Genomic DNA, 20885 nt, shown 5'->3' on the forward strand with positions numbered 1-20885 from the left:
TTTCTTCGGGATGTCTCAACACCTTATTTTTCCGGCGTCACCGGTTTCACAGCTTATCGCGCAGCGCCGCAAGGCCCGCGAAAGGCTTTTCCGACGCGTCTTCGCCGTCGCTGTCTTCCGCTTCCATCTCCGCGCCGGGCGCACGCGGATAGGGATCGATGTCGAGTGCGAAGAACTCCTCGGCAACCGCGCCGGCATCGATGACGCCGCCTTCGAATATCTCCGGAAGGTCGGGGCCGTCCGGATCGACGATCAGCGCGCCTTCCTCGTCAAGCGGACGCGCGAGCTTCGAGCCTTCCGGCAGGAACACTGCATCCACCGGCACGTCGAGATCGGTGACAAGAGGTTCAAGCGTAACGACGCATTCCTGCCGAATGCGAGCCTGGACGTTTCCGCGGATGCGAACGCCGTCCCTGCGCCAGCGCTTGAGTTCGAGTTCGGCGATGAAGCTGTCGACGGCAAGCAGGTCATGCGCTTCGGCCAGCGCGGCCTTCTGATCTTCGGTCGCCTCGATGCGAGCGGAAAATCCTGCCGACGGAAGGACCGAGACGACGACGGTATGCGAAACCGGGCTCTGCTTTTTGTCCGATCCAGCCATTATGCCGGCCTCCTATCCGCTTCCGCCGGGTCCGGAAAGCGGACGCCGCCGGCAAGCAATTCGCTGTCGGGGATCTCGGCGAGATACCGCGCCGAGCGCATCATGTAGCGGGCGATCCCGTCCCGGTCGATCACCGCCGGGTCCTCGGGAGCGACATTGCGCGCGAGCGCCTCGCCGAGTGCATCGGCGTCTTCGCTATCGAGCGCGGACCAATAGTGCCCCATGCGGCCATAGAACATGCGGGCGAGCTTCTTCATGCGCTTGGGCACCGACGGATCGCCAACGCCGAGTTCACGCATGGAGTGATCGACGTCCTTGAAGAACTCGTCGAGCACGTCCTGGACAAATTCATCGAGCGGGCTTTCCGCGCCGCGGGTGCGGTGGAGGAAGAGAATCATGTGCAGCCCGACGCTCTCGTAGCGCCCGAGCGGTGTGTCGGGCACGCCCCATTCTGCGTAGAGAACCGGGTTGCGCGCAGCCGCGACGATGGCGTCATAAGCCTTGTCGACGATCTTTTCGTTGAGCTTCCTCGGCGCGCGCCGAAACAGTGACATAATCATCGTGCAAAGGCACCTTCCATAGCACCGGCCGGAACAGGTCGGCGACCTTGCAACCGGACGTGAGTCGGTTTACCGATCCAGTCCCGAACAGGCCAGTGGCCGCTACGATTGACGGAGATGATGGTGACGCCGCAAAAAATCAAGAAAAGAATGCGATTGGCGACGACCCTCCCCGTTCTGCTTGCAAGCAGCGCGATCGTGCTGAGCGGTTGCACCACCGCGAAAGTGCTGTCTCCGAGCGAGACCTACAAGCAGGGCTTCGTCGTCGATGAGCAGACGCTGCAGCTCGTCCCGCCGGGCTCCAGCCGCGAACAGGTGCTGCTGACGCTGGGAACACCGACCACGAAAGAAGTGTTCGACAACGAGGTGTTCTACTACATCTCCCAGACCCGCCGTCGCGCCGCCGCCTTCCTGAAGCCGAAGCTGATCGACCAGCGCATCCTGGCGGTTTATTTCGATGACCAAGGCACGGTGGAACGGATCGCGAATTACGGCATGCAGGACGGGCGAGTCTTCGACTTCGCGTCCCGCACCACGCCGACCGGAGGCCGCGACCAGACCTTCCTGACGCAGATCCTTTCCGGCGGCCTGACCCCGAACAAGGACACCGTGCTCGCCCGCTGACCGGCGGCACGGTTTTTCTAGGCAACAAAAAACCGGCGGTGGGAGACCACCGCCGGTTTTCGTTTTTTCCGTCAGGCGCTGATCAGTGCGCCAAGACCGCCAGCAGCAGCAGAGCCACGATGTTGGTGATCTTGATGGCCGGGTTGACGGCCGGGCCGGCGGTGTCCTTGTAGGGGTCGCCGACGGTGTCGCCGGTGACGGACGCCTTGTGGGCTTCCGAACCCTTCTCGTGCTTGACACCGTCCTTGTCGACGAAGCCGTCCTCGAAGGACTTCTTGGCGTTGTCCCACGCGCCGCCGCCCGAGGTCATCGAGATGGCGACGAACAGACCGTTGACGATCACGCCGAGGAGCATCGCGCCAAGCGCGGCGAAGGCGGAAGCCTTGGAGCCCGAGATCAGCAGCACGCCGAAATAGACGACCAGAGGCGCCAGAACCGGCAGCAGCGACGGGATGATCATTTCCTTGATCGCCGCCTTGGTCAGCATGTCCACCGCACGGGCATAGTCCGGACGGTCCGTGCCTTCCATGATGCCCGGCTTTTCGCGGAACTGCCTGCGCACTTCCTCGACGACCGCGCCACCTGCACGGCCCACAGCCGTCATGGCGATGCCGCCGAACAGGTAGGGGATCAAACCGCCGAAGATCAGGCCGGCCACGACGTAGGGATTGGAGAGCGAGAAGGAGATCTCGCCGACATCCTGGAAGTAGGCGAACTGGTCTCCATTGGCGGCGAAGAACTCCAGGTCGTTCGAGTAGGCGGCAAACAGCACCAGGGCGCCGAGACCGGCGGAGCCGATGGCGTAGCCCTTGGTGACGGCCTTGGTGGTGTTGCCGACAGCATCGAGCGCATCGGTCGACTTGCGCACTTCCGGATCGAGACCTGACATCTCGGCGATACCGCCGGCGTTGTCGGTGACCGGGCCGAATGCGTCGAGCGCGACGATCATGCCGGCAAGACCGAGCATGGCGGTGACCGCGATGCCGGTGCCGAACAGACCCGCCAACTGGTAGGTCACGATGATACCGCCGACGATGACGATGGCCGGAAGAGCCGTCGATTCAAGCGAAACGGCCAGACCCTGGATGACGTTGGTGCCGTGGCCGGTGACCGAGGCCTGCGAGATCGAGTTGACCGGACGCTTGTTGGTGCCGGTGTAGTACTCGGTGATCACGACGATAAGGCCGGTGACCAGCAGACCGACGATGCCGCAGATGAACAGGTTCGTACCGGTGATCGCGATTTCGTTGACGGTTGCGATGTCGCCCCAGCCGACGGTCAGGGACGTCGCGGCGCCGAGGCCGATGATGGACAGGACACCGGTTGCGATGAGGCCCTTGTAGAGCGCGCCCATGATCGAGCCGTTGGCGCCGAGCTTCACGAAGAAGGTGCCCGCGATCGAGGTGATGAGGCACGCAGCGCCGATGGCGAGCGGGTAGAGCATCAGGTCCGGGAGCATCGCCGAGCCGGCGAAGAAGATCGCCGCGAGAACCATGGTCGCGACAACGGTCACGGCATAGGTCTCGAACAGGTCGGCGGCCATGCCCGCGCAGTCGCCGACATTGTCGCCGACATTGTCCGCGATGGTCGCCGGGTTGCGCGGATCGTCCTCGGGAATGCCCGCTTCGACCTTGCCGACGAGATCGCCGCCGACATCGGCACCCTTGGTGAAGATGCCGCCGCCGAGACGGGCGAAGATGGAGATCAGCGAAGCGCCGAAGCCGAGCGCGACGAGCGCGTCGATGACCGTGCGGTCATTGCCCGCCATGCCCATGACGGACGTCAGGATGTAGTAGTAGATGGAAACGCCGAGCAGCGCGAGGCCTGCAACCAGCATGCCGGTGATGGCGCCGGACTTGAATGCGATTTCGAGGCCGGCCGCGAGGCTGTGCGAGGCAGCCTGGGCGGTGCGCACGTTGGCGCGCACGGACACGTACATGCCGATATAGCCCGCGAGGCCGGAAAGGACCGCGCCGATCAGGAAGCCGATGGCGGCCACACCCGAGAGAAGGAGCCAGGCGATAATGAAGACCACGACGCCGACGATGGCGATGGTGGTGTACTGGCGGTTGAGATAAGCCTGCGCGCCTTCGCGAATTGCGCCTGCGATTTCCTGCATGCGCGCATTGCCCTGGTCGGCGGCGAGAACCGATTGCGTCGCCCAGATCGCATACACGATCGAAAGCAGCCCGCAAGCGATGACAGCTAGAAGAACCATTCCCGTTTCCTTTGATTATCTTCGGGCCGGAATTCCCCTCCCAGGCCCTCTTAGATACTGCGACAGCACGGATTCCGCGCTTGAAGTGGCGCATACGTAGTTTAAGCCGCAAGTCGAGGTCAAGCCGGGATAAGCGGTGTTCCGCCGGAATCCTTACTCGGCGGCTCCTGCTATAGTCTTATGCCGCGAACCGAGCACGAGAAGACCCAGAAGCACGAGACAGAAAGCGGCCACGGGGAAGACGATCCAGTTGAGCATTTCCCATCCGAAAGCGTTCAGCGTGAAGCCGGACATCAGCGACGCGAAGGCAACAGTGGAAAACAGCAGGAAGTCATGCAGGCCCTGCACCTTGTTCTTCTCGCTGACATGGTAGGATTCAGTCAGCATAGTGGTGGAGCCGATGAAGGCGAAGTTCCAGCCGACGCCGAGCAAGACCAGAGCCGACCAGAACTGCCAGAGCGCGATACCGGACAGGGCGACGATGGCGCAGCCGACGAGAAGCAGCATGCCGATCGCGACGATGCGCTCCTTGCCGAAACGGGCGATCAGGCGGCCGGTCACGAAGCTCGGTGCGAACATCGCCATGACGTGGAAGGAAATGCCGAGCGCGGCCTCGTCCGGCGTGAATCCGCAGCCGACCATGGCAAGCGGCGCACCGGTCATGACAAAGCTCATCAGCGCATAGGAGCCGACGCCACAGGCAAAGGCGACCATGAAGCGGGGCTGCAGGATGATCTGCGACAGCGGGCGCGCCGGTTCTCCGGTGACGCCGGCCGTGGTCTTGTTCTCGCGGGCAACATTCAGCGTGGAGAGGATCGCCGCGCCGATCAGGCCGAGCGCGATCAAGGCGACGAACGAGCCTGCAAACAGAACCGGTTCGAACAGGTCGCGCGTCCAAACGACTGTCTGCGGGCCGATCACGGCCGCAAAGACCCCGCCCCCGAGAACCCAGGAAATCGCACGCGGGCGGAAATGCGGCGGGGCGTTGTCGGCCGCGGCGAAGCGGTATTGCTGAACGAAGGAACCGCCCAGGCCCACGACGATGAGGCCGAACGCGAACAGCCAGAATTCGGAACGGAAAAGCGCGATGGCGGCAATCGCGCCACCAAGCGCGGTGATGATAGACCCGGTCACGAAGCCCGGACGTCTGCCGAGTGCACGCATCAGAAGCGCCGCCGGCAAGGCACCCAGGGCGACGCCGATGTTGAAGCCGGTCACCGGCGCGGTGGCAAGCGCGGTGTCGGCGCCGTTCAATTGCAGCAGGTAAAAACCCGCCAGACCGCCGAGCGATATCGAAATCGGGGCGGCTGAACCGACAACGGATTGCGCCGCCGCCAAAATAAGCGCCGTGCGCTTTGCGCTGTTCTCGGAAATTTCGGCCGGTTTGTGCATGACGTCCGACTACTTAGCAGTGGAGCGGTCTCGCGCAATGCGGTCAAGCACCGCATTGACAAGCCGAGGCTCTTCGCCGTCGCCATAGAAGGCGCGAGCGATATCGACATATTCGGAAATCGCGACCGCAGCGGGGAGATCCTTAATTCCAGTCAGCTCGAAAGCCCCTGCCCGCAGAATCGCGCGCAATGTGGAATCCAGCCGCGACAGCGGCCAGTCTTCCGTCAGCGCGTTGCGGACCACGGGATCGAGCTGCTTCTGACGGCTGACGACACCGGACAGGACCGAACGGAACCATGCCGGATCCGCCTCGCGATAGAGCTCGCCGTCGATTTCCTTGCCGAGACGAAACGTCTCGTATTCGGCCGCCGTTTCGAGCACGCCGCCACCCGACACGTCCATCTGGTATAGAGCCTGAACCGCAGCCAGACGCGCCGCACCACGCTTGTTGGCAGGCTTCGGACCAGCAGGTTTCTTCCTGTCTTCCAACTTAGTCATCCGCGCCAAGCTGCTTTCGCAGTTCGATCATCCTCAGCGCCGCACGGGCGGCAAATCCGCCCTTGTCCTTTTCAGACTTGCGCACGCGCGCCCAGGCCTGCGCCTGGTTTTCGACCGTCAGAATACCGTTGCCGATCGCAATCGATTCATCGACCGCGAGGTTCATCAATGCACGGTTGGATTCATTCGAAACGATGTCGAAATGGTAGGTCTCGCCACGGATGACCATGCCGAGCGCGACATAGCCATCATAGTCCCGGTCGCCGTCCAGCGCGATGGAGATCGCGGCCGGAATTTCGAGCGCGCCGGGAACCGTGACGACATCCCATGTCGCGCCGGCCTCTTCCAGCGCCACCTTCGCGCCCTCCAACAGGGCCTCCGACAATTCTTCGTAGAAACGTGCCTCGACGATCAGCACGTGGGGTGATTCCTTTGCCATGGACAGGCGGTCTCCGGAGGTTTTCGATTTGGCGGTGGCCTACGCCTCTTTGGCGGTCTCCGCAAGGCGTTTCACATAGCGCTCGACATATCGCGCCATCTGGTCGATTTCGAGATTAACCGCATCGCCAACGCCGCGTTCGCCCCAGGTCGTGACCTCCAGCGTATGGCGTATCAGCAGCACGTCGAAGACATCATCATCGACGCCGTTGACGGTCAGCGATGTGCCGTCGAGGGTGACGGATCCCTTCGGCGCGATGTAGCGCGACAGGTGAGACGGCGCCTCGATACGGAAGCGTATCGCCTCGCCCTCCTCCTCCCGCGCGACGATCCGGGCCATCCCGTCGACATGTCCGGACACCATGTGACCTCCGAACTCGTCGCCGGCTTTCATGGCCCGCTCCAGATTGAGGCGGGTTCCCTCGCTCCAGCCGCCGATGGTGGTCAGGCGCAGGGCTTCCTCCCATGCCTCGACCTCGAACCAGCGCGAATTGGAGCCGTTCTCGGGTTTCGCGACCACGGTCAGGCAAACGCCGGCACAGGCGATGGACGCGCCGACGTCGATGGTTTCGGGATCGTAGGCGGTTTCGATACGCAGTCGCCGGCCACCCGCGCGATCCGCGATCGAGGCAATACGGCCAACATCCGTGACAATACCGGTAAACATCAGCCTCTCCGGGTGAATTCGTGGCAACGGTCCGCGCCGAAGACCCACTCGCCGTTCGGCACATAGCTCTCGGGCAGTGTCGCGCGGGTGAACGGAGCCGCGATGCCATTCGCGCCGACGACGACGTCGCTTTCGAACAGCACGATCCGGTCGGCAAGGCCCTCGTCGAGAAACGCGCTCGCAACGGCCGCGCCACCTTCCACCAGCAGGCTCGACGCGCCGAGCGCCGCGAGATCGTCCAGCAGCTCCGGCAAGGCGATCTGTCCCTCGTGTTCCTCGCATGCAATGAGGCGCGCGCCCGCACCTTCCAGCACTTGCGCCGACAGCGACCCGGGATCGACCGTCGCAACCGCCAGCGGCGCTTCCGAAATAGACTGCACCAGCCGCGATGCGACGGGGAGCCTGGCATGGCGGTCGAGAACGACGCGCATCGGAGACTGGTGCCCAAGTCCCGGCAAACGGCAGGTCAGTTCCGGATCATCGTCGAGCGCCGTGCCGATCCCGACGAGGATCGCGTCGTGCTCGGCACGCATCATGTGGCTCTGGGCACGGGCGACATCGCCGGTGATCGGCACCTGCCCGGCTGCGGCGCGGCCGATCATGCCGTCGGCGGAAACCGCAAGTTTCAGAGTCACTTCACAGCGTTTCTTCTCGGATCTGATGAGGTAGCTCGACAGGACGGACCGCGCCTCTTCGGCGAGGACACCCGGTTCGACCTCGATTCCGCCCGCGCGCAGGATCGCATATCCCCTGCCAGATACGCGCTCATCCGGATCCGTGGCGGCGGCGACCACACGGGCGACGCCCGCGGATACCAGCGCATTGGCGCAAGGCGGCGTGCGGCCGTGATGCGCGCAGGGTTCAAGCGTGACATAGGCGGTCGCGCCGCGCGCGCGTTCCCCCGCTTCGGCGAGAGCCGCCGTCTCGGCATGTGGCCGACCGCCGATTGCGGTGATGCCGTGACCAACGATCACGGGACCCTGCCCCTCGTCCGCGACGATCAGCGTGCCAACGGACGGATTCGTGCCGGTGCGGCCAAGATGGCGGCGCGAAAGGCGAATACAGGCCGCCATGAAGCGGCGATCGAGGTCCGTGATGGTTTGTGTCATGGCGCGAAAGTGGCGCTATTCTTGCGAACCGGCAACCGGTTCATCGCTGTCGGGCGGCAAATTGCCGCCAAGTTCACCCAGAAGATCGTGAAAATCCTGGGGTTCGCGGAAGTTCTTGTAGACGGAGGCGAAGCGCACATAGGCGACGTCATCCATGCCCTTCAGAGCTTCCATGACAAGCGAACCGATATCCTCGACCGCAATATCCTGTTCGCCGGAACTCTCGAGCTGGCGCACGATACCGGAGACGGCGCGCTCCACGCGGTCGGGATCGATCTGGCGCTTGCGCAGCGCAACCTCGAAGGACCGGGCGAGCTTGTCGCGGTCGAACGGCACTTTCCGGCCGTTCTTCTTGATCACGTAGAGATCGCGAAGCTGGACGCGCTCGAAGGTCGTAAAACGGCCGCCGCAATCCGGGCAGACGCGGCGGCGGCGAATGGCCGCCCCGTCTTCAGCCGGGCGGCTATCCTTCACCTGGGTGTCGAGCGATTGGCAAAACGGGCAGCGCATGCCCGGTTGCTACTCCATACCGCCGTAGATCGGGAAGCGATCCGTCAGCGCAATCACATCTTTTTTGACCGCTTCCTCGATACCGGAATTGTCGCCATCCGGGCCGGACTGGCGCAAACCGTCGAGAACACGGGCGATCAGCGAGCCGATTTCGCGGAATTCCGCCTGCCCGAAGCCACGGGTCGTACCGGCCGGCGTGCCGAGACGGATGCCGGAGGTGACGAAGGGCTTTTCCGGGTCGAAGGGAACGCCGTTCTTGTTGCAGGTGATGTTGGCGCGGCCGAGCGCGGCTTCCGCCGCCTTGCCGGTCACCGTCTTAGGACGCAGGTCGGCCAACATCAGGTGGTTGTCGGTGCCGCCCGAGACGATATCGACGCCCTGCTCCTTCAGGCTTTCGGCAAGCGCCTTGGCATTGGCGACGACCGACTGGGCGTAGGATTTGAACTCCGGCTGCAGTGCTTCGCCGAAGGCGACGGCCTTGGCGGCGATCACATGCATCAGCGGACCGCCCTGCAGGCCCGGAAAGACAGCGGAATTGACCTTCTTGGCGATCGCCTCGTCATTGGTGAGGATCATGCCGCCGCGCGGACCGCGCAGCGATTTATGCGTCGTCGTCGTGCAGACATGGGCGTGCGGGATCGGCGACGGGTGCGCGCCACCTGCGACGAGACCGGCAATATGCGCCATGTCGACCATGAGATAGGCACCAACCGAATCCGCGATCTCGCGGAAGCGCTGCCAGTCCCAGATACGCGAGTAAGCCGTGCCGCCGGCGATGATCAGCTTCGGCTTGTGCTGTTCGGCCTTGGCGGCAATGTCGTCCAGATCGAGCAGATGATCGTCCTCACGGACGCCATAGGAGACGACGTTGAACCATTTGCCGGACATGTTGACCGGCGAACCGTGCGTGAGGTGGCCGCCGGAGTTGAGATCGAGGCCCATGAAGGTGTCGCCCGGCTGCAGCAGCGCCAGGAAGACGGCCTGGTTCATCTGGCTGCCGGAATTCGGCTGGACATTGGCGAAATTGCAGCCGAACAGCTTCTTGGCGCGCTCGATGGCCAGTTCCTCGGCGATGTCGACGAACTCGCAGCCACCGTAGTAGCGCTTGCCGGGATAACCCTCGGCGTATTTGTTCGTCATGATCGAGCCCTGCGCTTCCAGCACGGCGCGCGACACGATGTTCTCCGATGCGATCAGCTCGATCTCGTGGCGCTGGCGACCGAGTTCCTTGCGGATCGCGGAGAAGATCTCCGGATCGCGATCAGCCAGTGACTCGGTAAAAAACGCGTCGGAATACGCCTTTGCGGAAGCCGCGCTGTTCTGGGACATCGGTACCATTCCTTTCGGGTATGCGGGAAAATCGCCTGTTGCGGCGCGCAATATCACGTATCCCGGCGCAGTTCCATTGCCTGTACGCGAAACGCGTCGGCGGAATCAGGCAAGGCGTGGCCGGGCCGTAGCCCGGCAAACGCGATCAGAGGGTCGTGGTGGACGAAAGCTGCAATTCGTCGACGCCGTCGCGGCCGTAGATGTCATCGCGGAAGTGGACGACACCGTCGCCGGTCGACCAGGCGGAGATGTAGACGAAATAGACAGGAACCGGCGCGGCGAGCTGAACCTCGGTGTTCTCGCCGGTGGAGATCACGGCCTCGATCTGGCTGCGATTCCAGCCGGGCGTATCGCGCAGCAGCCACGACGACAGTTCACGGACATTGTGGACACGCACGCAGCCCGAGGATTCGAAACGCAGCAGCTGGCCGAAGATGCTCTGCTGCGGCGTGTCGTGCATGTAGACGGCATGCGGGTTCTGGAAGTTGATCTTGGTCGAGGACATGGCGTTGATCTTGCCCGGGTCCTGGCGGAAACGCAGATTCATCGTCAGCGCCTCGTCGGTCGACCAGTCGACCAGTTCCGGCGGCACCTCGTTGCCCTGCTGGTCGAACAGCCGGATCGAGTTGCGCGTCAGATAGGTCGGATCCTTGCGCATCAGAGGGATGATATCCTTCTGGATGATCGACTTCGGCGCGGTCCAGTACGGATTGAGGATGACCTCGTAGATATTCGAATTGAGAATCGGCGTCTGGCGATCGACCTTGCCGACAATGGCCTTGTGGTTCTGCGCGACGCGACCGTTCTCGACGGCCTCGATCTCGGCCGCAGGAATGTTGACCATCACGTAGCGGTCACCGAGATAGCCCGACATGGAGCGCAGGCGCACGAGATTGGTTTCGAGCTGGCCGAGCCGGGTCGAGGCGGAAACGTTGAGCGCGGCTAGCGTGACGGTGCCGATCACGCCGTCTGCTGGCATGCCGTGGCGCTGCTGGAATCGCTTCACCGCGGCATCGAGGAAGGTGTCAAAGACCTGGCTGTCGCCGGAATTGCGCGGCAGATCGCCGGAAATGATGAGACGGCGGCGCAACTGGCGCACGGCCGGATCGGAGGAACCGACTTTCAGCCGCTGGGTCAGGTTCACCTGGGGCCAGCCGCCCCTCGCAACGATATCGCGATAGGTGAAGATGGCCTGCTCGACATAGGAAGCCGTCGCCGGGCTGAGAATCGGCTGGCGGGTCTTGACCTCGGGGCTGCGTGTGCCGACGGCGTCGAACTGGTCATCCCAGTTGCCGCGGCGCGGAGACTGGAGGAATTCGTTGAGCGGTTCCTGCGCCCGTGCCGGGAGGAGACCCGACGCCATTGCTCCGGCGACTCCCATCCCTTTCAGGAAAGACCGACGATTCTTCTTGCCAAATTCGTTCATCATCCACCTGCGCATGCGCATCCACGACTACCGATCCACAGACCCATATGTTTGTCCGCCGGCGCGATCGTCAACCAATTTGTCGGAAACCAGCTTCACTGTTCCGCGATCCAGAGAGATGCGATCGGCCGATTTACGCGGACCTCACCATCGTCTGTGCCGCTGCTTCGGCAGCTTCCATATGAATATGGCCAATTCGTGTTTCGCGGCGCGCCGTCCGGCAGGGACGCAGACATGAAAAAGGGCGCGAACCGTGTCGCGCCCTTTCGGCATTTCCAGCAGTCGTCCGTATCAGAGGCGATAGAGAATCGTGTCGTTCCAGAACCGGTCGAGACGCTGCATCGCGCGGTTCATGGCCTGGAATTCCTCGGCGCCGATTCCACCGACCGTTTCGATGGACAGAATGTGGCGGTTGTAGAGCTCGGCGACCGTGTTGGCGACTTCCTTGCCTGTATCGGTGAGGCTGATGCGAACGGAACGGCGGTCGGTCCGGGACTTCTTGTGGTCGACGAAACCGAGTTCCACGAGCTTCTTGAGGTTGTAGGACACGTTGGAACCCAGGTAGTAGCCGCGCGAACGCAACTCGCCGGCAGTCAGCACGCTGTCACCGATATTGAACAGCAGCAGCGCCTGAACGGCATTGATATCGCTGCGGCCAGCCCGGTCGAACTCGTCCTTGACGACATCGAGCAGACGGCGGTGCAGGCGCTCGACGAGCTGCAGGGATTCAAGATAAAGTTCGCGGACGTCGGTTTCAGACGACGGAACGGGCTTTGCGCCCACCATATTGGTCGCATTCATCATGATCAGATTGCCTCTCTGTTATGTCGGTGACTTGTTTTTTTGTTTCACCGTTGAGAGGCAACCTAGCGAATGCCACTAAAATTCGACTTAAACACCAAAGTTAACATCCGATTACCCGCCGTTCCTTTCGAAACAGAGTCTATATTCAGTTAACGCGTTCGCGGTACCGCTGAAGCGCCAGCGACGCGAGGATGGCGGCGAGCGCCAAGAGCGCGATAACATGGCCAAAAACAACGGCAGGCCGGGAAATGTAGCTGTCGGCCCAGACCCCGTAGAGGGCGATTTCGAGCACGCTCGCAATCACCCACAGGACGATCCCCCAGGATGTCAGCATCCAGAGTCCCATTGAGGCACAGGGGAGCAACACGGCCAGCGAAACCCACGGCACCTGCCAATGAACAGGTAACTCGTCGAACCGAGGAAGGTCCGCGGCGGCGAGGCCGGTCAGCTGTGCCCAGTAGGACAAGCCGGAAATCATGGAGATGGCAGCCATGAGCCGGAGGAACCAGACGAACGCCAGCTGCGTAAAGCTTCCCTGTTCCTCTTTGATGTCGTCGGTGGTTGCCGCCACGAATTTGCCCTTTCGTTCGCCCAGTACCGTCGCCCCTTGGAATTGGCGATTTCGACATGCTAGTGCATTTCAGGTTTCAATAGAATCAAAATGCGCTGCCTGTCGCCATTGGCTCGAACACGCATTCCGGCGCGGATGTTTCAATCCAAACCTGAAGCGCACCAGGCGATCGCGCAATCGGAACAAGCAATAATCGACTGGATATCGCGATGAGACGAAGCGTTGACGAAATCACCGGGGGAAAGCGGCTGCGCCGCATGCGCAAGGCCGACTGGTCGCGCCGGCTGGTGGCCGAGAACGACCTGACCGTCAACGACCTGATCTGGCCGATCTTCCTGATCGAGGGCGAGAACCGGACGGAGCAGATTGCGGCGATGCCGGGTGTCGAGCGGCTGACCGTGGATCTTGCGGTACGCGCGGCGGAGGAAGCGGCGAAACTCGGCATTCCGGCGGTCGCGACGTTCCCGAACATCCCGATCGAAAAGCGCGACACGACCGGCAGCAACGCCGTCGAGGACGACAATCTCATCAATCGCGCGACGCGGGCGATCAAGGCGGCCGTTCCCGGGATCGGCATCATCACGGACGCCGCCCTTGATCCTTTCACCGACCACGGCCATGACGGGGTCCTGCGCGACGGAATCATCGTCAACGACGAATCGGTCGAGCAGATCGTGCGGGCGGCCGTGAGCCAGGCCGCCGCCGGCGCCGACATCATCGCACCGTCGGACATGATGGACGGCCGTATCGGCGCAATCCGCGACGCGCTGGACGAAAACGGATTCCAGGACGTCGCCATCATGTCCTATGCGACGAAATACGCGTCAGCCTTTTACGGACCCTATCGCGAGGCGATCGGCACGTCCGGTCTGCTGAAGGGCGACAAGAAGACCTACTATATCGACCCGGCCAACACCGAGGAAGCGCTGCGCGAGACGGAAGCCGATCTCCAGGAAGGCGCGGAGATGGTCATGGTCAAGCCAGGCATGCCCTATCTCGACATCTGCCGGCGCGTGAAAGAGACATTCCAGGTCCCGACCTTCGCCTACCAGGTGTCGGGCGAATACGCGATGATCGAGGCGGCGGCCGCCAATGGATGGATCGACGGCGAGCGTGTGATGATGGAAAGCCTGCTGGCCTTCAAGCGGGCGGGCTGCGACGGCGTCCTGACCTATTTCGCACCGCGCGCCGCGAAAATACTGGCTGGCTGAGGAACCGCCCTTCCCCTTGATATCGCGGGCATTCCCACCCACCTCAAAGCCGAAGAGGACAGGACATGCCGGACACACAGACATTCGATTCCAGAGCCGACGACTACGCGGAGCGCTATGACGACTGGCGCCTCTTCGAGGGGGTGCGCACGCGCCGGATCATGGCTTTCCTGATCGACTACGCGATGGTCATCCTGCTCATCGTCGTCGCGGTGCCGGTGATTTTCCTGCTTGGCTTTGCAACGTTCGGCGCTGCTTGGCTGCTCTATCTGATCCTGTCGCCCCTGATCGCGCTCACCTATATCGGTTGGACTGTCGGTGGGCCGTCGCAGGCGACGATCGGCATGCGGCTGGCCGGTATCCGGCTGGAACGCTATGACGGACGGCGAATCGATTTCCTCACCGCCGTCGTGCATTCGGTCCTGTTCTGGGCCTCCGCCGCCCTGTTCCTGCCGCTTCTGCTGGCGCCGCTGTTCCTTGAACACAAGCGAACGCTGCACGATCTGGCGCTCGGAACGGTTGTCGTGCGTTCATATCGTTGATCGGCACAAAGGCCGTCTTGACCTTTCCCGCGATCTCGCCAAATCTTCGCGCTGAAGCGAGACAGGCGGCATGACGCAGCATTCACCGAAATCACCGCAGTTCTTCCTGACTTCGCCGTCGCCATGCCCCTATCTGGACGGCGAGCACGAGCGAAAGGTCTTTACGCATCTGGTCGGCGAAAAGGCGGCGGAGATGAACGACCTGCTGACGCAGGGCGGTTTTCGCCGCAGCCAGAACATCGCCTACAGGCCGGCTTGCGAGACATGCCGGGCCTGCGTATCCGTTCGCATTGTCGCAGGCGAGTTCGAGCCGTCACGCAGCATGCGCCGGATCATGAGCGTCAATTCCGACCTGATCGGCGTCGAGACGCGGGCCGAGCCGACCAGCGAACAATATTCCCTCTTCCGCCGCTATCTCGACTCCCGCCACCGTACGGGCGGCATGTCGGAGATGACGGTGCTCGACTACGCGATGATGGTCGAAGACACCCATGTGCCGACCCGGATCATCGAATACCGCAAGCGTGGCGCGGACAGTTTCCTCAGCGGCCAGGGCGACGGGCCGCTGATCGCGGTCGCCCTGTCGGACCGCATGGCGGACGGCTTTTCGATGGTCTATTCCTTCTTCGATCCCGAACTGAAGCAGCGTTCGCTCGGAAGCTGGATGATCCTCGATCACATCGAAAGGGCGCGCTTGGAGGGCCTGCCGCATGTCTATCTGGGCTATTGGGTCGAGGGATCGCGCAAGATGGAATACAAGACCCGCTTCCGGCCGCAGGAACACCTGACAGCCACCGGATGGGATCGATACGAGGACTGAGACCCGCTGCGGGTCAGCCCTCCATATCGATGAACTTGCCGTGGACGTAGCCGAGCGGATGCCCGTCATTCGAGGCGAAATCCAGCACGCGGCCGATCAGAACGTCATGATCGCCGGCGGCGACCGCCGTTTCCAGCGCACAGTCGAACCAGGCAACCGATCCCTCGATAACCGTGCGGCCGTTCGCCAGACGCTTGACCGGCAGGCCGTCGAAACGCTCCGCCGGCGCACCGCGCGCGAAGCGGTGCGCGATATCTTCCTGGTCCGCACCGAGAATGCTCACGGTATAGCCGTCCGAACGCACGAATGCCTCATGGCTGGACGACGTCTTCTGGACGCTCCAAAGCACCATCGCCGGTTCGAGCGAAACCGTGTTGAACGAATTGCAGGTCATGCCGAAATCGGCATCGCGATACCGTGTGGTCACGATAGCAATTCCCGTCGCGAAGCACGCCATCGCCTTTTTCAGGTCGGAATGGTTCAACGCTTCGAGACTGAGATGCGCATCGGCGTTCATACTGTCGTTCTTCCTCAAGAAGCTTCCTTGCCTTCGGAGAGAGCTCGCATTCGGGGCCGCGTTTCAGCGCACTCACTGGAAATCATGTATTCGAGATGGGCCATTTGCGGTGGGTTTGCAACCACCGGCGCGGCAACAATGCGTTCAACGCCAACGCTCCCGCCGCCCTCGCCTCTCACCGTCGCACTCCCACGCCGAGCGGGGTCGCGGGCGTTTCGGAGGGCACGCGGCCGTAGATTTCCGGCAGCGAACAGGTCTTCAATTGCGGCAGGACCTTCTCGCCGAAGATTTCGCATTCGGCCTTGTGCGGATAGCCGGAAAGGATGAAGGCGCGAATGCCCATGGCACGGTAGCGTTCGAGCTTCGAGAGGACCTGATCCACCGACCCCACCAGCGCCGCGCCGCAGCCCGAGCGTGCCCGACCGACACCGGTCCACAGGTTCGGTTCGACATAGCCATCTCCATCCGCATTTTCTCGATTGGCGGCCTGCAGCGAGACGCCGTAGGTCTTCGCGTCGAGTGCGCGGTTGCGGATTTCCGTCCCGCGGTCGTCTTCGAGCCGCGATACGATCTCGTCGGCATATTCGCGGGCCTCGGCCTCGGTGTCGCGGACGATGACATGGACCCGCAGCCCGTAATCGATCACACGGCCATGGGCCTCGGCGCGGGCATGAGCCGTCCGCATGCGTTCGGCCAGCAGCTCCTCCGGCTCGGGCCACATCAGGTAGACGTCGCAGTGGTGGCCGCACAGCTCCACGGCATCTGGCGAATAGCCGCCGAAATAGAGCAGCGGCCCGCCATTTTGCTGATACGGCCTGACCGGGTCGGTCGACAGGCCCTTCAGATTGTAGATCTCGCCCTCGTAGTCGATCGTGTCGCGCGTCCAGGCCTGGCGCAGGATTTCCACGACCTCGGTCGAGCGCCGGTAGCGATAGTCGCTCGGGGCGTCCTCGCCCGGGAAGTTCGAGGAGATGACATTGAGGGTGAGACGGCCCTTCATGACGTGATCGACGGTAGCGACGGCCCGCGCCAGCATCGCCGGGTGCACCTCGCCGCAACGGATCGCCGCCAGCATGTTGATGCGCTCGGTGAGCGGCGCCATGGCGGAGACGAAGCTCCACGTGTCCTGACCGACCTGATAGGAGGACGGACACAGGATGTTGCGGAAGCCCAGACGATCCGCCGTGCGCACGATGTCGCTGGTGTGATCCCAGGATGAACGCAGATCGCCCTCAGGTACGCCAAGATGGCGGTAATCGTCCGAGCAGATCGGCGCAAACCATGCGACTTCGGCCGCATCGAGATCGGCACTCATTACCGGCACAACGGTCATTCAGTTTTCCTCCCGGCATTTTCCGGCCATTTCAGGCACATCGAGAATGTGTATCAATAGTGAATGAATTTGTTCCAGATGACAAGTCGAACCTGTCGCGCGTAGTATCGCGGCGCTTCGTCCGGGGGATGCATTGAGTCGCGCAGGGACCAGAGGCGGCAGCCTGCCGCTCTACATACAGATCACCGAATTGCTGAGCCGCGAAATCGCCGCCGGTATCTGGCCGGACGGCTCCCGCCTGCCGACCGAGGCCGAACTGTCGCAGCATCTCGGCGTCGCCGTCGGCACGCTGCGCAAGGCGCTGGCCTTGCTGGAGAAACGCGGATTGCTGGAACGCATCCAGGGATCGGGCACTTATGTGCGGCGCAAGACACGAACGGGCAGCATCTACGAGTTCTTCCATCTTGAACTGAAAAAGGGCGCGGGCCTGCCGACGGCCGAAATCCTGTCGCTCGATCTATGCGCGAAGCCGGATGTCCCACCCGCCTTCGGCGATGGAGCGTCGGACAATGCCTGGCGGGTTCGGCGACTGCGCCGGCTCGGCGGCGTGCCGGCGGCGCTCGAAGAAATCTGGTTCGACGCAAGACACGCGCCGAAACTCAGGTCCCCGGACCTGCCGGAATCAATGCACCTGTTCTATCGCGAGAGGCTGGGCTTCTGGATCGCGCGGGTGGAAGACAAGGTTTCGGTCGCCCCCTGCCCCGATTTCGCACCACCAAACACGCCCTTCGAGCAAGGAGCGGCGATGGGTTTCGTCGAGCGTGTCTCATGGAGCAACGCGGACAGAATCGAGGAATACTCGCGCAACTGGTTCGACCCGGCGACCGTCTGCTACGCGGCGCGGTGGGTATAGCGGACGCCGCTCAGAGCGTCCGCTTGCCGATCCAGCGCTGCCAGCTTTCCGCCGTGCCGTTGAAGACGTTCAGATCGATATGGCCATCGACGCCACCGGAAAGGCCGGTGCCGGAATACTGCCAGAAGGCCCAGTCACGGTCCGGATACACCTGTTTCGGATGCGCGACCACGGAACGCAGCCAGAAGGAATAGTCGGAAAACTGCCCGCGCAGATTGTCCCGATAGAAATCGGGCGCCGTGTAGATGATCGGGCGCTGGCCGTAATGGCGTTCAATGATGTCCATGAAGGTCTTCATCTCGCGTACGACATGATGGCGATCCGGACGCTTGCGGCAGTTGCGCGAATGGGCGTTCCACTCGACATCGATGACCGGCGGCAGCGCGCCTTCGGCTTTCGGCACGTTGCGGATGAACCACTCGGCCTGCGCCTTGGCGGTCGAGCACCAGTAATAGAAGTGATAGGCACCGCGCGGAATACCGGCTTCGGCGGCGGCGCGCCAGTTGCGTGCGAAGTGGGAATCCTTGTGATCATCGCCCTCGGTCGCCTTGATGAAAGCAAAGGACGCGCCATGGCGGCGGAGTGTCGGCCAATCGATATCGCCCTGATACTTCGAAACATCGACGCCATGCACCTGGAAAGGATGCGGGGCCGCTCCCTTGAAGGAGACGGGCTTCGCGTCGCTGAAGCGCTGGCGGTAGATCGTCTGGCGCCCCTGGTTCTTCTTCAATGCGTTTGAAGGCGGAACGAGCGCGACATGCTCCTCGGGCAGCGCGCCCGAAGGAAAAGCGGCCTCGCGCGCCTGCGAAACCGGCGTCGCCCCCGAAAGGGCGGTGATCATCTTGTCTTCGCCAACTTCGCCGGCCGGTTCCGGCGCGCTTGAAATCGAACTGACAATCTCATCGGACGGCTTCAGATCGAGCGCATCGATCCGAGAGGTTCCGGTACAGCCGCTGACGACCATCAGAAGGATGGCCGGGAATACGATACGCATGATTACCCGCTACGCAAAACAGTGTGGGTCGGCGGCACGGTTTCCCGCACCAAATGACCAGCGTTAACGGAAAATGACTAAGGCCGAGTCAATTCGAATGATTAACGGATGGTGAACAGCGCCCTCCCTGTCGCCGCAGGTCCACCGGAACCCAAATCGCGGATACGCATTATTCCAGAAAGGAGACTTCGACATGAAACCTTTCCTGGCGGCCATTGCCGGTTTTTTTGCCTCCGCAGTCGTGTTTGCGACCGGGGGCCTGGTAGCAATGAACCTGTTCATGACCGACTCGGCGCGCGACCTCGCCGACCGTGAGAACGTAGCGGCAGTCTGGTCTCCAACGCCCGTCGATACGGACACCGGAATGGAGCCGCGGGTCGTCGCCCCCTCCCTTGAAGACGGAAATCCGGACGGGCAGCGCGAAGCGAAAACGACATTGGTCGCCAGCCTGGGCGGCATGGAAGCCACCGCCAATATCGACGTGACCGAGACGGCCGGTATCGATGTGTCCCATACGTCCGACCCGATAGACATGTCCGAGCAGGCAATTCAGGCGCCGAGGGCGCATATCGAGTGGTGTCTCGATAATTACCGCTCCTACGATCCGGCTACGAACACCTACACGCCCTATAGCGGCGGCACGGAGCCGTGTGTCTCGCCGTATTCCGACACTGCCATGAACACACCGCAGGCCGAGGTCGAGCAGGTCGCCATGACTGACAGTTTCGAGCTTTCCGAGGAGCATATCCTCGAATGCATGAACCGTTACCGGTCCTACAGGCTGGAGGACAACAGCTACCTCCCCTATGTTGGCGGCCCGCGCCGTCAGTGCACGACCGACTGATCCACACACAAGCCACGCATCCGCCCGTCACCCTCTGATGGTGCGCGGGCGGTTGCCGTGTGACTTGCGGATTGGATGGCCATAGGCGCGGCGGAACGCCTTGCTCAGCGCAGCCGCCCCGGAATAGCCGCAACGCAGTGCAATCGCGTTCAGGTCATATTCGGAATTCGATGCAAGCTCGCGCGCATGGGCGAGCCTGATCATCTGAAAGTACCGACCGGGCGACATCCCAAGTTCTTCCTGAAACAAGCGATCCAACGTCCGAACGGACAGGCCCGCCCGGTTGGAAAGATCCGCCAGAGCCAACGGCGTTTCGATTGTCTCCACCATGAGGTCGACCACCTGACGAAGCTTTGCCGTGCCCCTGCTCGACAGCTTGCCGGGCCCACGATCCCCGGCCCGTTGGCGCTCGGCGTCATGCAGGAACATTGTCGATGCCATAAAGGCGCTCGCCGGGCCGAAACGGTCGGATATGAAGGCGAGGATGAGGTCCAGGGCCGTAGATGCGCCGCCGCAACTCCAGATACGGCCTTCTCTCACATAGCGATCATGGGCGACGCGAATGTCCGGATACTGTTCTGCGAATTCGGAGAGTGTGGCCCAGTGGATCGTCGCACTCGATCCGTTCAAAAGGCCTGCATCGGCCAGAAGCCACGCCCCCGCATCCGCAGCGAGGACGATGTCGCTCTGGCGTGACAGCGTGCGAAGGACCCTTGCGCTTGCCGATCCCGCGTGATCGCGAAAGCCATAGCCCGCGACAACCACCAGCATGTCAGCCGGCCCCGCATCGCGCCACGGCGTATCGACGGCGATGCTCAATCCGCTCGAACTTGTGGCCGGCACGTCGTCCGGCGTCACGATCCGCCAGCTGACATCCGCCTGCGCCTGATCGCGAACGGCGCGAAGCGGCTCCAGAAGGCAGGACAAGACCATATTGGAGAAGCCGTCGAAGAGAAGGAAAGTCACGCGCGCCATTGGGTTTGACCTGTAAGGACTATTTTGCGGCAGTTTAGGACAATAACGCAGC

23 protein-coding genes are annotated in these 20885 nt (G+C 62.6%); 6 read left to right on the plus strand and 17 right to left on the minus strand.

Annotation, left to right across the window (positions count from 1 at the left end; all coding sequences use genetic code 11):
- Positions 1 to 46 precede the first annotated feature (46 nt).
- Positions 47 to 598 carry a YceD family protein gene (locus ACQK2M_RS16805; protein ID WP_425418729.1) on the minus strand — a complete coding sequence of 184 codons (552 nt, stop codon included), beginning with the start codon at positions 596 to 598 and terminating at the stop codon, positions 47 to 49.
- Positions 598 to 1158 carry a ubiquinol-cytochrome C chaperone family protein gene (locus ACQK2M_RS16810; protein WP_425418730.1) on the minus strand — a complete coding sequence of 187 codons (561 nt, stop codon included), beginning with the start codon at positions 1156 to 1158 and terminating at the stop codon, positions 598 to 600. The genes ACQK2M_RS16805 and ACQK2M_RS16810 overlap by 1 nt, the downstream gene beginning before the upstream one ends.
- A 150-nt stretch (positions 1159 to 1308) precedes the next feature.
- Between ACQK2M_RS16810 and ACQK2M_RS16815 the strand changes: the two genes are divergently transcribed.
- On the plus strand, positions 1309 to 1782 hold the full coding sequence (locus tag ACQK2M_RS16815; protein WP_425420070.1) for an outer membrane protein assembly factor BamE: 474 nt from the start codon (positions 1309 to 1311) through the stop codon (positions 1780 to 1782).
- Between the two features lie 82 nt (positions 1783 to 1864).
- Here the strand turns inward: ACQK2M_RS16815 and ACQK2M_RS16820 are convergent, their stop codons facing one another.
- From ACQK2M_RS16820 to ACQK2M_RS16870, 11 genes are all read right to left on the minus strand, one after another.
- Positions 1865 to 4000: a sodium-translocating pyrophosphatase gene (locus ACQK2M_RS16820; protein WP_223476816.1), complete on the minus strand. Its 2136-nt coding sequence runs from the start codon at positions 3998 to 4000 to the stop codon at positions 1865 to 1867.
- A gap of 153 nt (positions 4001 to 4153) precedes the next feature.
- Positions 4154 to 5392, minus strand: a complete 1239-nt coding sequence (locus ACQK2M_RS16825) for an MFS transporter (RefSeq protein WP_425418731.1) — start codon at positions 5390 to 5392, stop codon at positions 4154 to 4156.
- A gap of 9 nt (positions 5393 to 5401) precedes the next feature.
- A complete protein-coding gene (gene nusB / locus ACQK2M_RS16830) occupies positions 5402 to 5890 on the minus strand; it encodes a transcription antitermination factor NusB (RefSeq protein ID WP_223476818.1) in 489 nt (162 codons plus the stop codon).
- Positions 5883 to 6329 (minus strand): 6,7-dimethyl-8-ribityllumazine synthase, encoded by a 447-nt coding sequence (locus ACQK2M_RS16835; RefSeq protein ID WP_425418732.1) that lies wholly within the window; start codon positions 6327 to 6329, stop codon positions 5883 to 5885. The genes nusB and ACQK2M_RS16835 overlap by 8 nt, the downstream gene beginning before the upstream one ends.
- Before the next feature lie 39 nt (positions 6330 to 6368).
- Positions 6369 to 6995, minus strand: coding sequence for a riboflavin synthase (locus tag ACQK2M_RS16840; RefSeq protein WP_425418733.1), 627 nt, complete (start codon positions 6993 to 6995; stop codon positions 6369 to 6371).
- On the minus strand, positions 6995 to 8104 hold the full coding sequence (ribD, locus tag ACQK2M_RS16845; protein WP_425418734.1) for a bifunctional diaminohydroxyphosphoribosylaminopyrimidine deaminase/5-amino-6-(5-phosphoribosylamino)uracil reductase RibD: 1110 nt from the start codon (positions 8102 to 8104) through the stop codon (positions 6995 to 6997). Before ribD ends, ACQK2M_RS16840 begins: the two co-directional genes overlap by 1 nt.
- Positions 8105 to 8119: 15 nt before the next feature.
- The gene (gene nrdR, locus ACQK2M_RS16850) at positions 8120 to 8614 is read right to left on the minus strand and encodes a transcriptional regulator NrdR (protein WP_223476822.1); all 495 of its coding nucleotides are present in this window, start codon (positions 8612 to 8614) and stop codon (positions 8120 to 8122) included.
- Between the two features lie 9 nt (positions 8615 to 8623).
- Positions 8624 to 9943, minus strand: a complete 1320-nt coding sequence (gene glyA / locus ACQK2M_RS16855; protein WP_223476823.1) for a serine hydroxymethyltransferase — start codon at positions 9941 to 9943, stop codon at positions 8624 to 8626.
- Between the two features lie 145 nt (positions 9944 to 10088).
- Positions 10089 to 11369: a L,D-transpeptidase family protein gene (locus tag ACQK2M_RS16860; protein ID WP_223477263.1), complete on the minus strand. Its 1281-nt coding sequence runs from the start codon at positions 11367 to 11369 to the stop codon at positions 10089 to 10091.
- 291 nt (positions 11370 to 11660) lie between these two features.
- Positions 11661 to 12170: a transcriptional regulator LdtR gene (gene ldtR, locus ACQK2M_RS16865; protein ID WP_223477264.1), complete on the minus strand. Its 510-nt coding sequence runs from the start codon at positions 12168 to 12170 to the stop codon at positions 11661 to 11663.
- Positions 12171 to 12318: 148 nt separating this feature from the next.
- Entirely contained in the window at positions 12319 to 12744 is a 426-nt protein-coding gene (locus tag ACQK2M_RS16870) for a DUF6163 family protein (RefSeq protein WP_425418735.1), read from the minus strand.
- A gap of 209 nt (positions 12745 to 12953) precedes the next feature.
- Between ACQK2M_RS16870 and hemB the strand changes: the two genes are divergently transcribed.
- The 3 genes from hemB (at position 12954) to ACQK2M_RS16885 (ending at position 15317) form a co-directional block, all read left to right on the plus strand.
- On the plus strand, positions 12954 to 13955 hold the full coding sequence (gene hemB / locus ACQK2M_RS16875; protein ID WP_425418736.1) for a porphobilinogen synthase: 1002 nt from the start codon (positions 12954 to 12956) through the stop codon (positions 13953 to 13955).
- Between the two features lie 65 nt (positions 13956 to 14020).
- A complete protein-coding gene (locus ACQK2M_RS16880; RefSeq protein ID WP_425418737.1) occupies positions 14021 to 14497 on the plus strand; it encodes an RDD family protein in 477 nt (158 codons plus the stop codon).
- Between the two features lie 70 nt (positions 14498 to 14567).
- Positions 14568 to 15317, plus strand: a complete 750-nt coding sequence (locus ACQK2M_RS16885) for an arginyltransferase (protein WP_425418738.1) — start codon at positions 14568 to 14570, stop codon at positions 15315 to 15317.
- Positions 15318 to 15330: 13 nt separating this feature from the next.
- Here ACQK2M_RS16885 and ACQK2M_RS16890 read toward each other — a convergent pair whose 3' ends face one another.
- On the minus strand, positions 15331 to 15834 hold the full coding sequence (locus tag ACQK2M_RS16890) for a flavin reductase family protein (RefSeq protein ID WP_425418739.1): 504 nt from the start codon (positions 15832 to 15834) through the stop codon (positions 15331 to 15333).
- Between the two features lie 175 nt (positions 15835 to 16009).
- Positions 16010 to 17167: an LLM class flavin-dependent oxidoreductase gene (locus ACQK2M_RS16895; RefSeq protein WP_425418740.1), complete on the minus strand. Its 1158-nt coding sequence runs from the start codon at positions 17165 to 17167 to the stop codon at positions 16010 to 16012.
- Between the two features lie 133 nt (positions 17168 to 17300).
- Between ACQK2M_RS16895 and ACQK2M_RS16900 the strand changes: the two genes are divergently transcribed.
- On the plus strand, positions 17301 to 18020 hold the full coding sequence (locus ACQK2M_RS16900) for a GntR family transcriptional regulator (RefSeq protein WP_425418741.1): 720 nt from the start codon (positions 17301 to 17303) through the stop codon (positions 18018 to 18020).
- 10 nt (positions 18021 to 18030) lie between these two features.
- Here the strand turns inward: ACQK2M_RS16900 and ACQK2M_RS16905 are convergent, their stop codons facing one another.
- Positions 18031 to 19014, minus strand: a complete 984-nt coding sequence (locus tag ACQK2M_RS16905; protein ID WP_223476831.1) for a glycoside hydrolase family 25 protein — start codon at positions 19012 to 19014, stop codon at positions 18031 to 18033.
- Positions 19015 to 19207: 193 nt separating this feature from the next.
- Here ACQK2M_RS16905 and ACQK2M_RS16910 point away from each other — a divergent pair, with 193 nt between their 5' ends.
- On the plus strand, positions 19208 to 19858 hold the full coding sequence (locus ACQK2M_RS16910; RefSeq protein ID WP_425418742.1) for a BA14K family protein: 651 nt from the start codon (positions 19208 to 19210) through the stop codon (positions 19856 to 19858).
- 27 nt (positions 19859 to 19885) lie between these two features.
- On the opposite strand, the gene ACQK2M_RS16915 is transcribed toward ACQK2M_RS16910, so the two are convergent.
- Positions 19886 to 20833 carry a GlxA family transcriptional regulator gene (locus ACQK2M_RS16915; RefSeq protein WP_425418743.1) on the minus strand — a complete coding sequence of 316 codons (948 nt, stop codon included), beginning with the start codon at positions 20831 to 20833 and terminating at the stop codon, positions 19886 to 19888.
- Between the last annotated feature and the right edge of the window lie 52 nt (positions 20834 to 20885).

This window comes from Oricola indica, from assembly GCF_965227485.1.
Classification (GTDB): Bacteria; Pseudomonadota; Alphaproteobacteria; order Rhizobiales; family Rhizobiaceae; genus Oricola; species Oricola indica.

What these genes read in the sequence shown, in the direction of transcription:
- ACQK2M_RS16805 (WP_425418729.1), bottom strand. Translation starts at nt 598, where the DNA reads ATGGCTGGATCGGACAAAAAGCAGAGCCCGGTTTCGCATACCGTCGTC.
- ACQK2M_RS16810 (WP_425418730.1), bottom strand. Translation starts at nt 1,158, where the DNA reads ATGATTATGTCACTGTTTCGGCGCGCGCCGAGGAAGCTCAACGAAAAG.
- ACQK2M_RS16815 (WP_425420070.1), top strand. Translation starts at nt 1,309, where the DNA reads ATGCGATTGGCGACGACCCTCCCCGTTCTGCTTGCAAGCAGCGCGATC.
- ACQK2M_RS16820 (WP_223476816.1), bottom strand. Translation starts at nt 4,000, where the DNA reads ATGGTTCTTCTAGCTGTCATCGCTTGCGGGCTGCTTTCGATCGTGTAT.
- ACQK2M_RS16825 (WP_425418731.1), bottom strand. Translation starts at nt 5,392, where the DNA reads ATGCACAAACCGGCCGAAATTTCCGAGAACAGCGCAAAGCGCACGGCG.
- nusB (WP_223476818.1), bottom strand. Translation starts at nt 5,890, where the DNA reads ATGACTAAGTTGGAAGACAGGAAGAAACCTGCTGGTCCGAAGCCTGCC.
- ACQK2M_RS16835 (WP_425418732.1), bottom strand. Translation starts at nt 6,329, where the DNA reads ATGGCAAAGGAATCACCCCACGTGCTGATCGTCGAGGCACGTTTCTAC.
- ACQK2M_RS16840 (WP_425418733.1), bottom strand. Translation starts at nt 6,995, where the DNA reads ATGTTTACCGGTATTGTCACGGATGTTGGCCGTATTGCCTCGATCGCG.
- ribD (WP_425418734.1), bottom strand. Translation starts at nt 8,104, where the DNA reads ATGACACAAACCATCACGGACCTCGATCGCCGCTTCATGGCGGCCTGT.
- nrdR (WP_223476822.1), bottom strand. Translation starts at nt 8,614, where the DNA reads ATGCGCTGCCCGTTTTGCCAATCGCTCGACACCCAGGTGAAGGATAGC.
- glyA (WP_223476823.1), bottom strand. Translation starts at nt 9,943, where the DNA reads ATGTCCCAGAACAGCGCGGCTTCCGCAAAGGCGTATTCCGACGCGTTT.
- ACQK2M_RS16860 (WP_223477263.1), bottom strand. Translation starts at nt 11,369, where the DNA reads ATGAACGAATTTGGCAAGAAGAATCGTCGGTCTTTCCTGAAAGGGATG.
- ldtR (WP_223477264.1), bottom strand. Translation starts at nt 12,170, where the DNA reads ATGAATGCGACCAATATGGTGGGCGCAAAGCCCGTTCCGTCGTCTGAA.
- hemB (WP_425418736.1), top strand. Translation starts at nt 12,954, where the DNA reads ATGAGACGAAGCGTTGACGAAATCACCGGGGGAAAGCGGCTGCGCCGC.
- ACQK2M_RS16880 (WP_425418737.1), top strand. Translation starts at nt 14,021, where the DNA reads ATGCCGGACACACAGACATTCGATTCCAGAGCCGACGACTACGCGGAG.
- ACQK2M_RS16885 (WP_425418738.1), top strand. Translation starts at nt 14,568, where the DNA reads ATGACGCAGCATTCACCGAAATCACCGCAGTTCTTCCTGACTTCGCCG.
- ACQK2M_RS16890 (WP_425418739.1), bottom strand. Translation starts at nt 15,834, where the DNA reads ATGAACGCCGATGCGCATCTCAGTCTCGAAGCGTTGAACCATTCCGAC.
- ACQK2M_RS16895 (WP_425418740.1), bottom strand. Translation starts at nt 17,167, where the DNA reads ATGACCGTTGTGCCGGTAATGAGTGCCGATCTCGATGCGGCCGAAGTC.
- ACQK2M_RS16905 (WP_223476831.1), bottom strand. Translation starts at nt 19,014, where the DNA reads ATGCGTATCGTATTCCCGGCCATCCTTCTGATGGTCGTCAGCGGCTGT.
- ACQK2M_RS16910 (WP_425418742.1), top strand. Translation starts at nt 19,208, where the DNA reads ATGAAACCTTTCCTGGCGGCCATTGCCGGTTTTTTTGCCTCCGCAGTC.
- ACQK2M_RS16915 (WP_425418743.1), bottom strand. Translation starts at nt 20,833, where the DNA reads ATGGCGCGCGTGACTTTCCTTCTCTTCGACGGCTTCTCCAATATGGTC.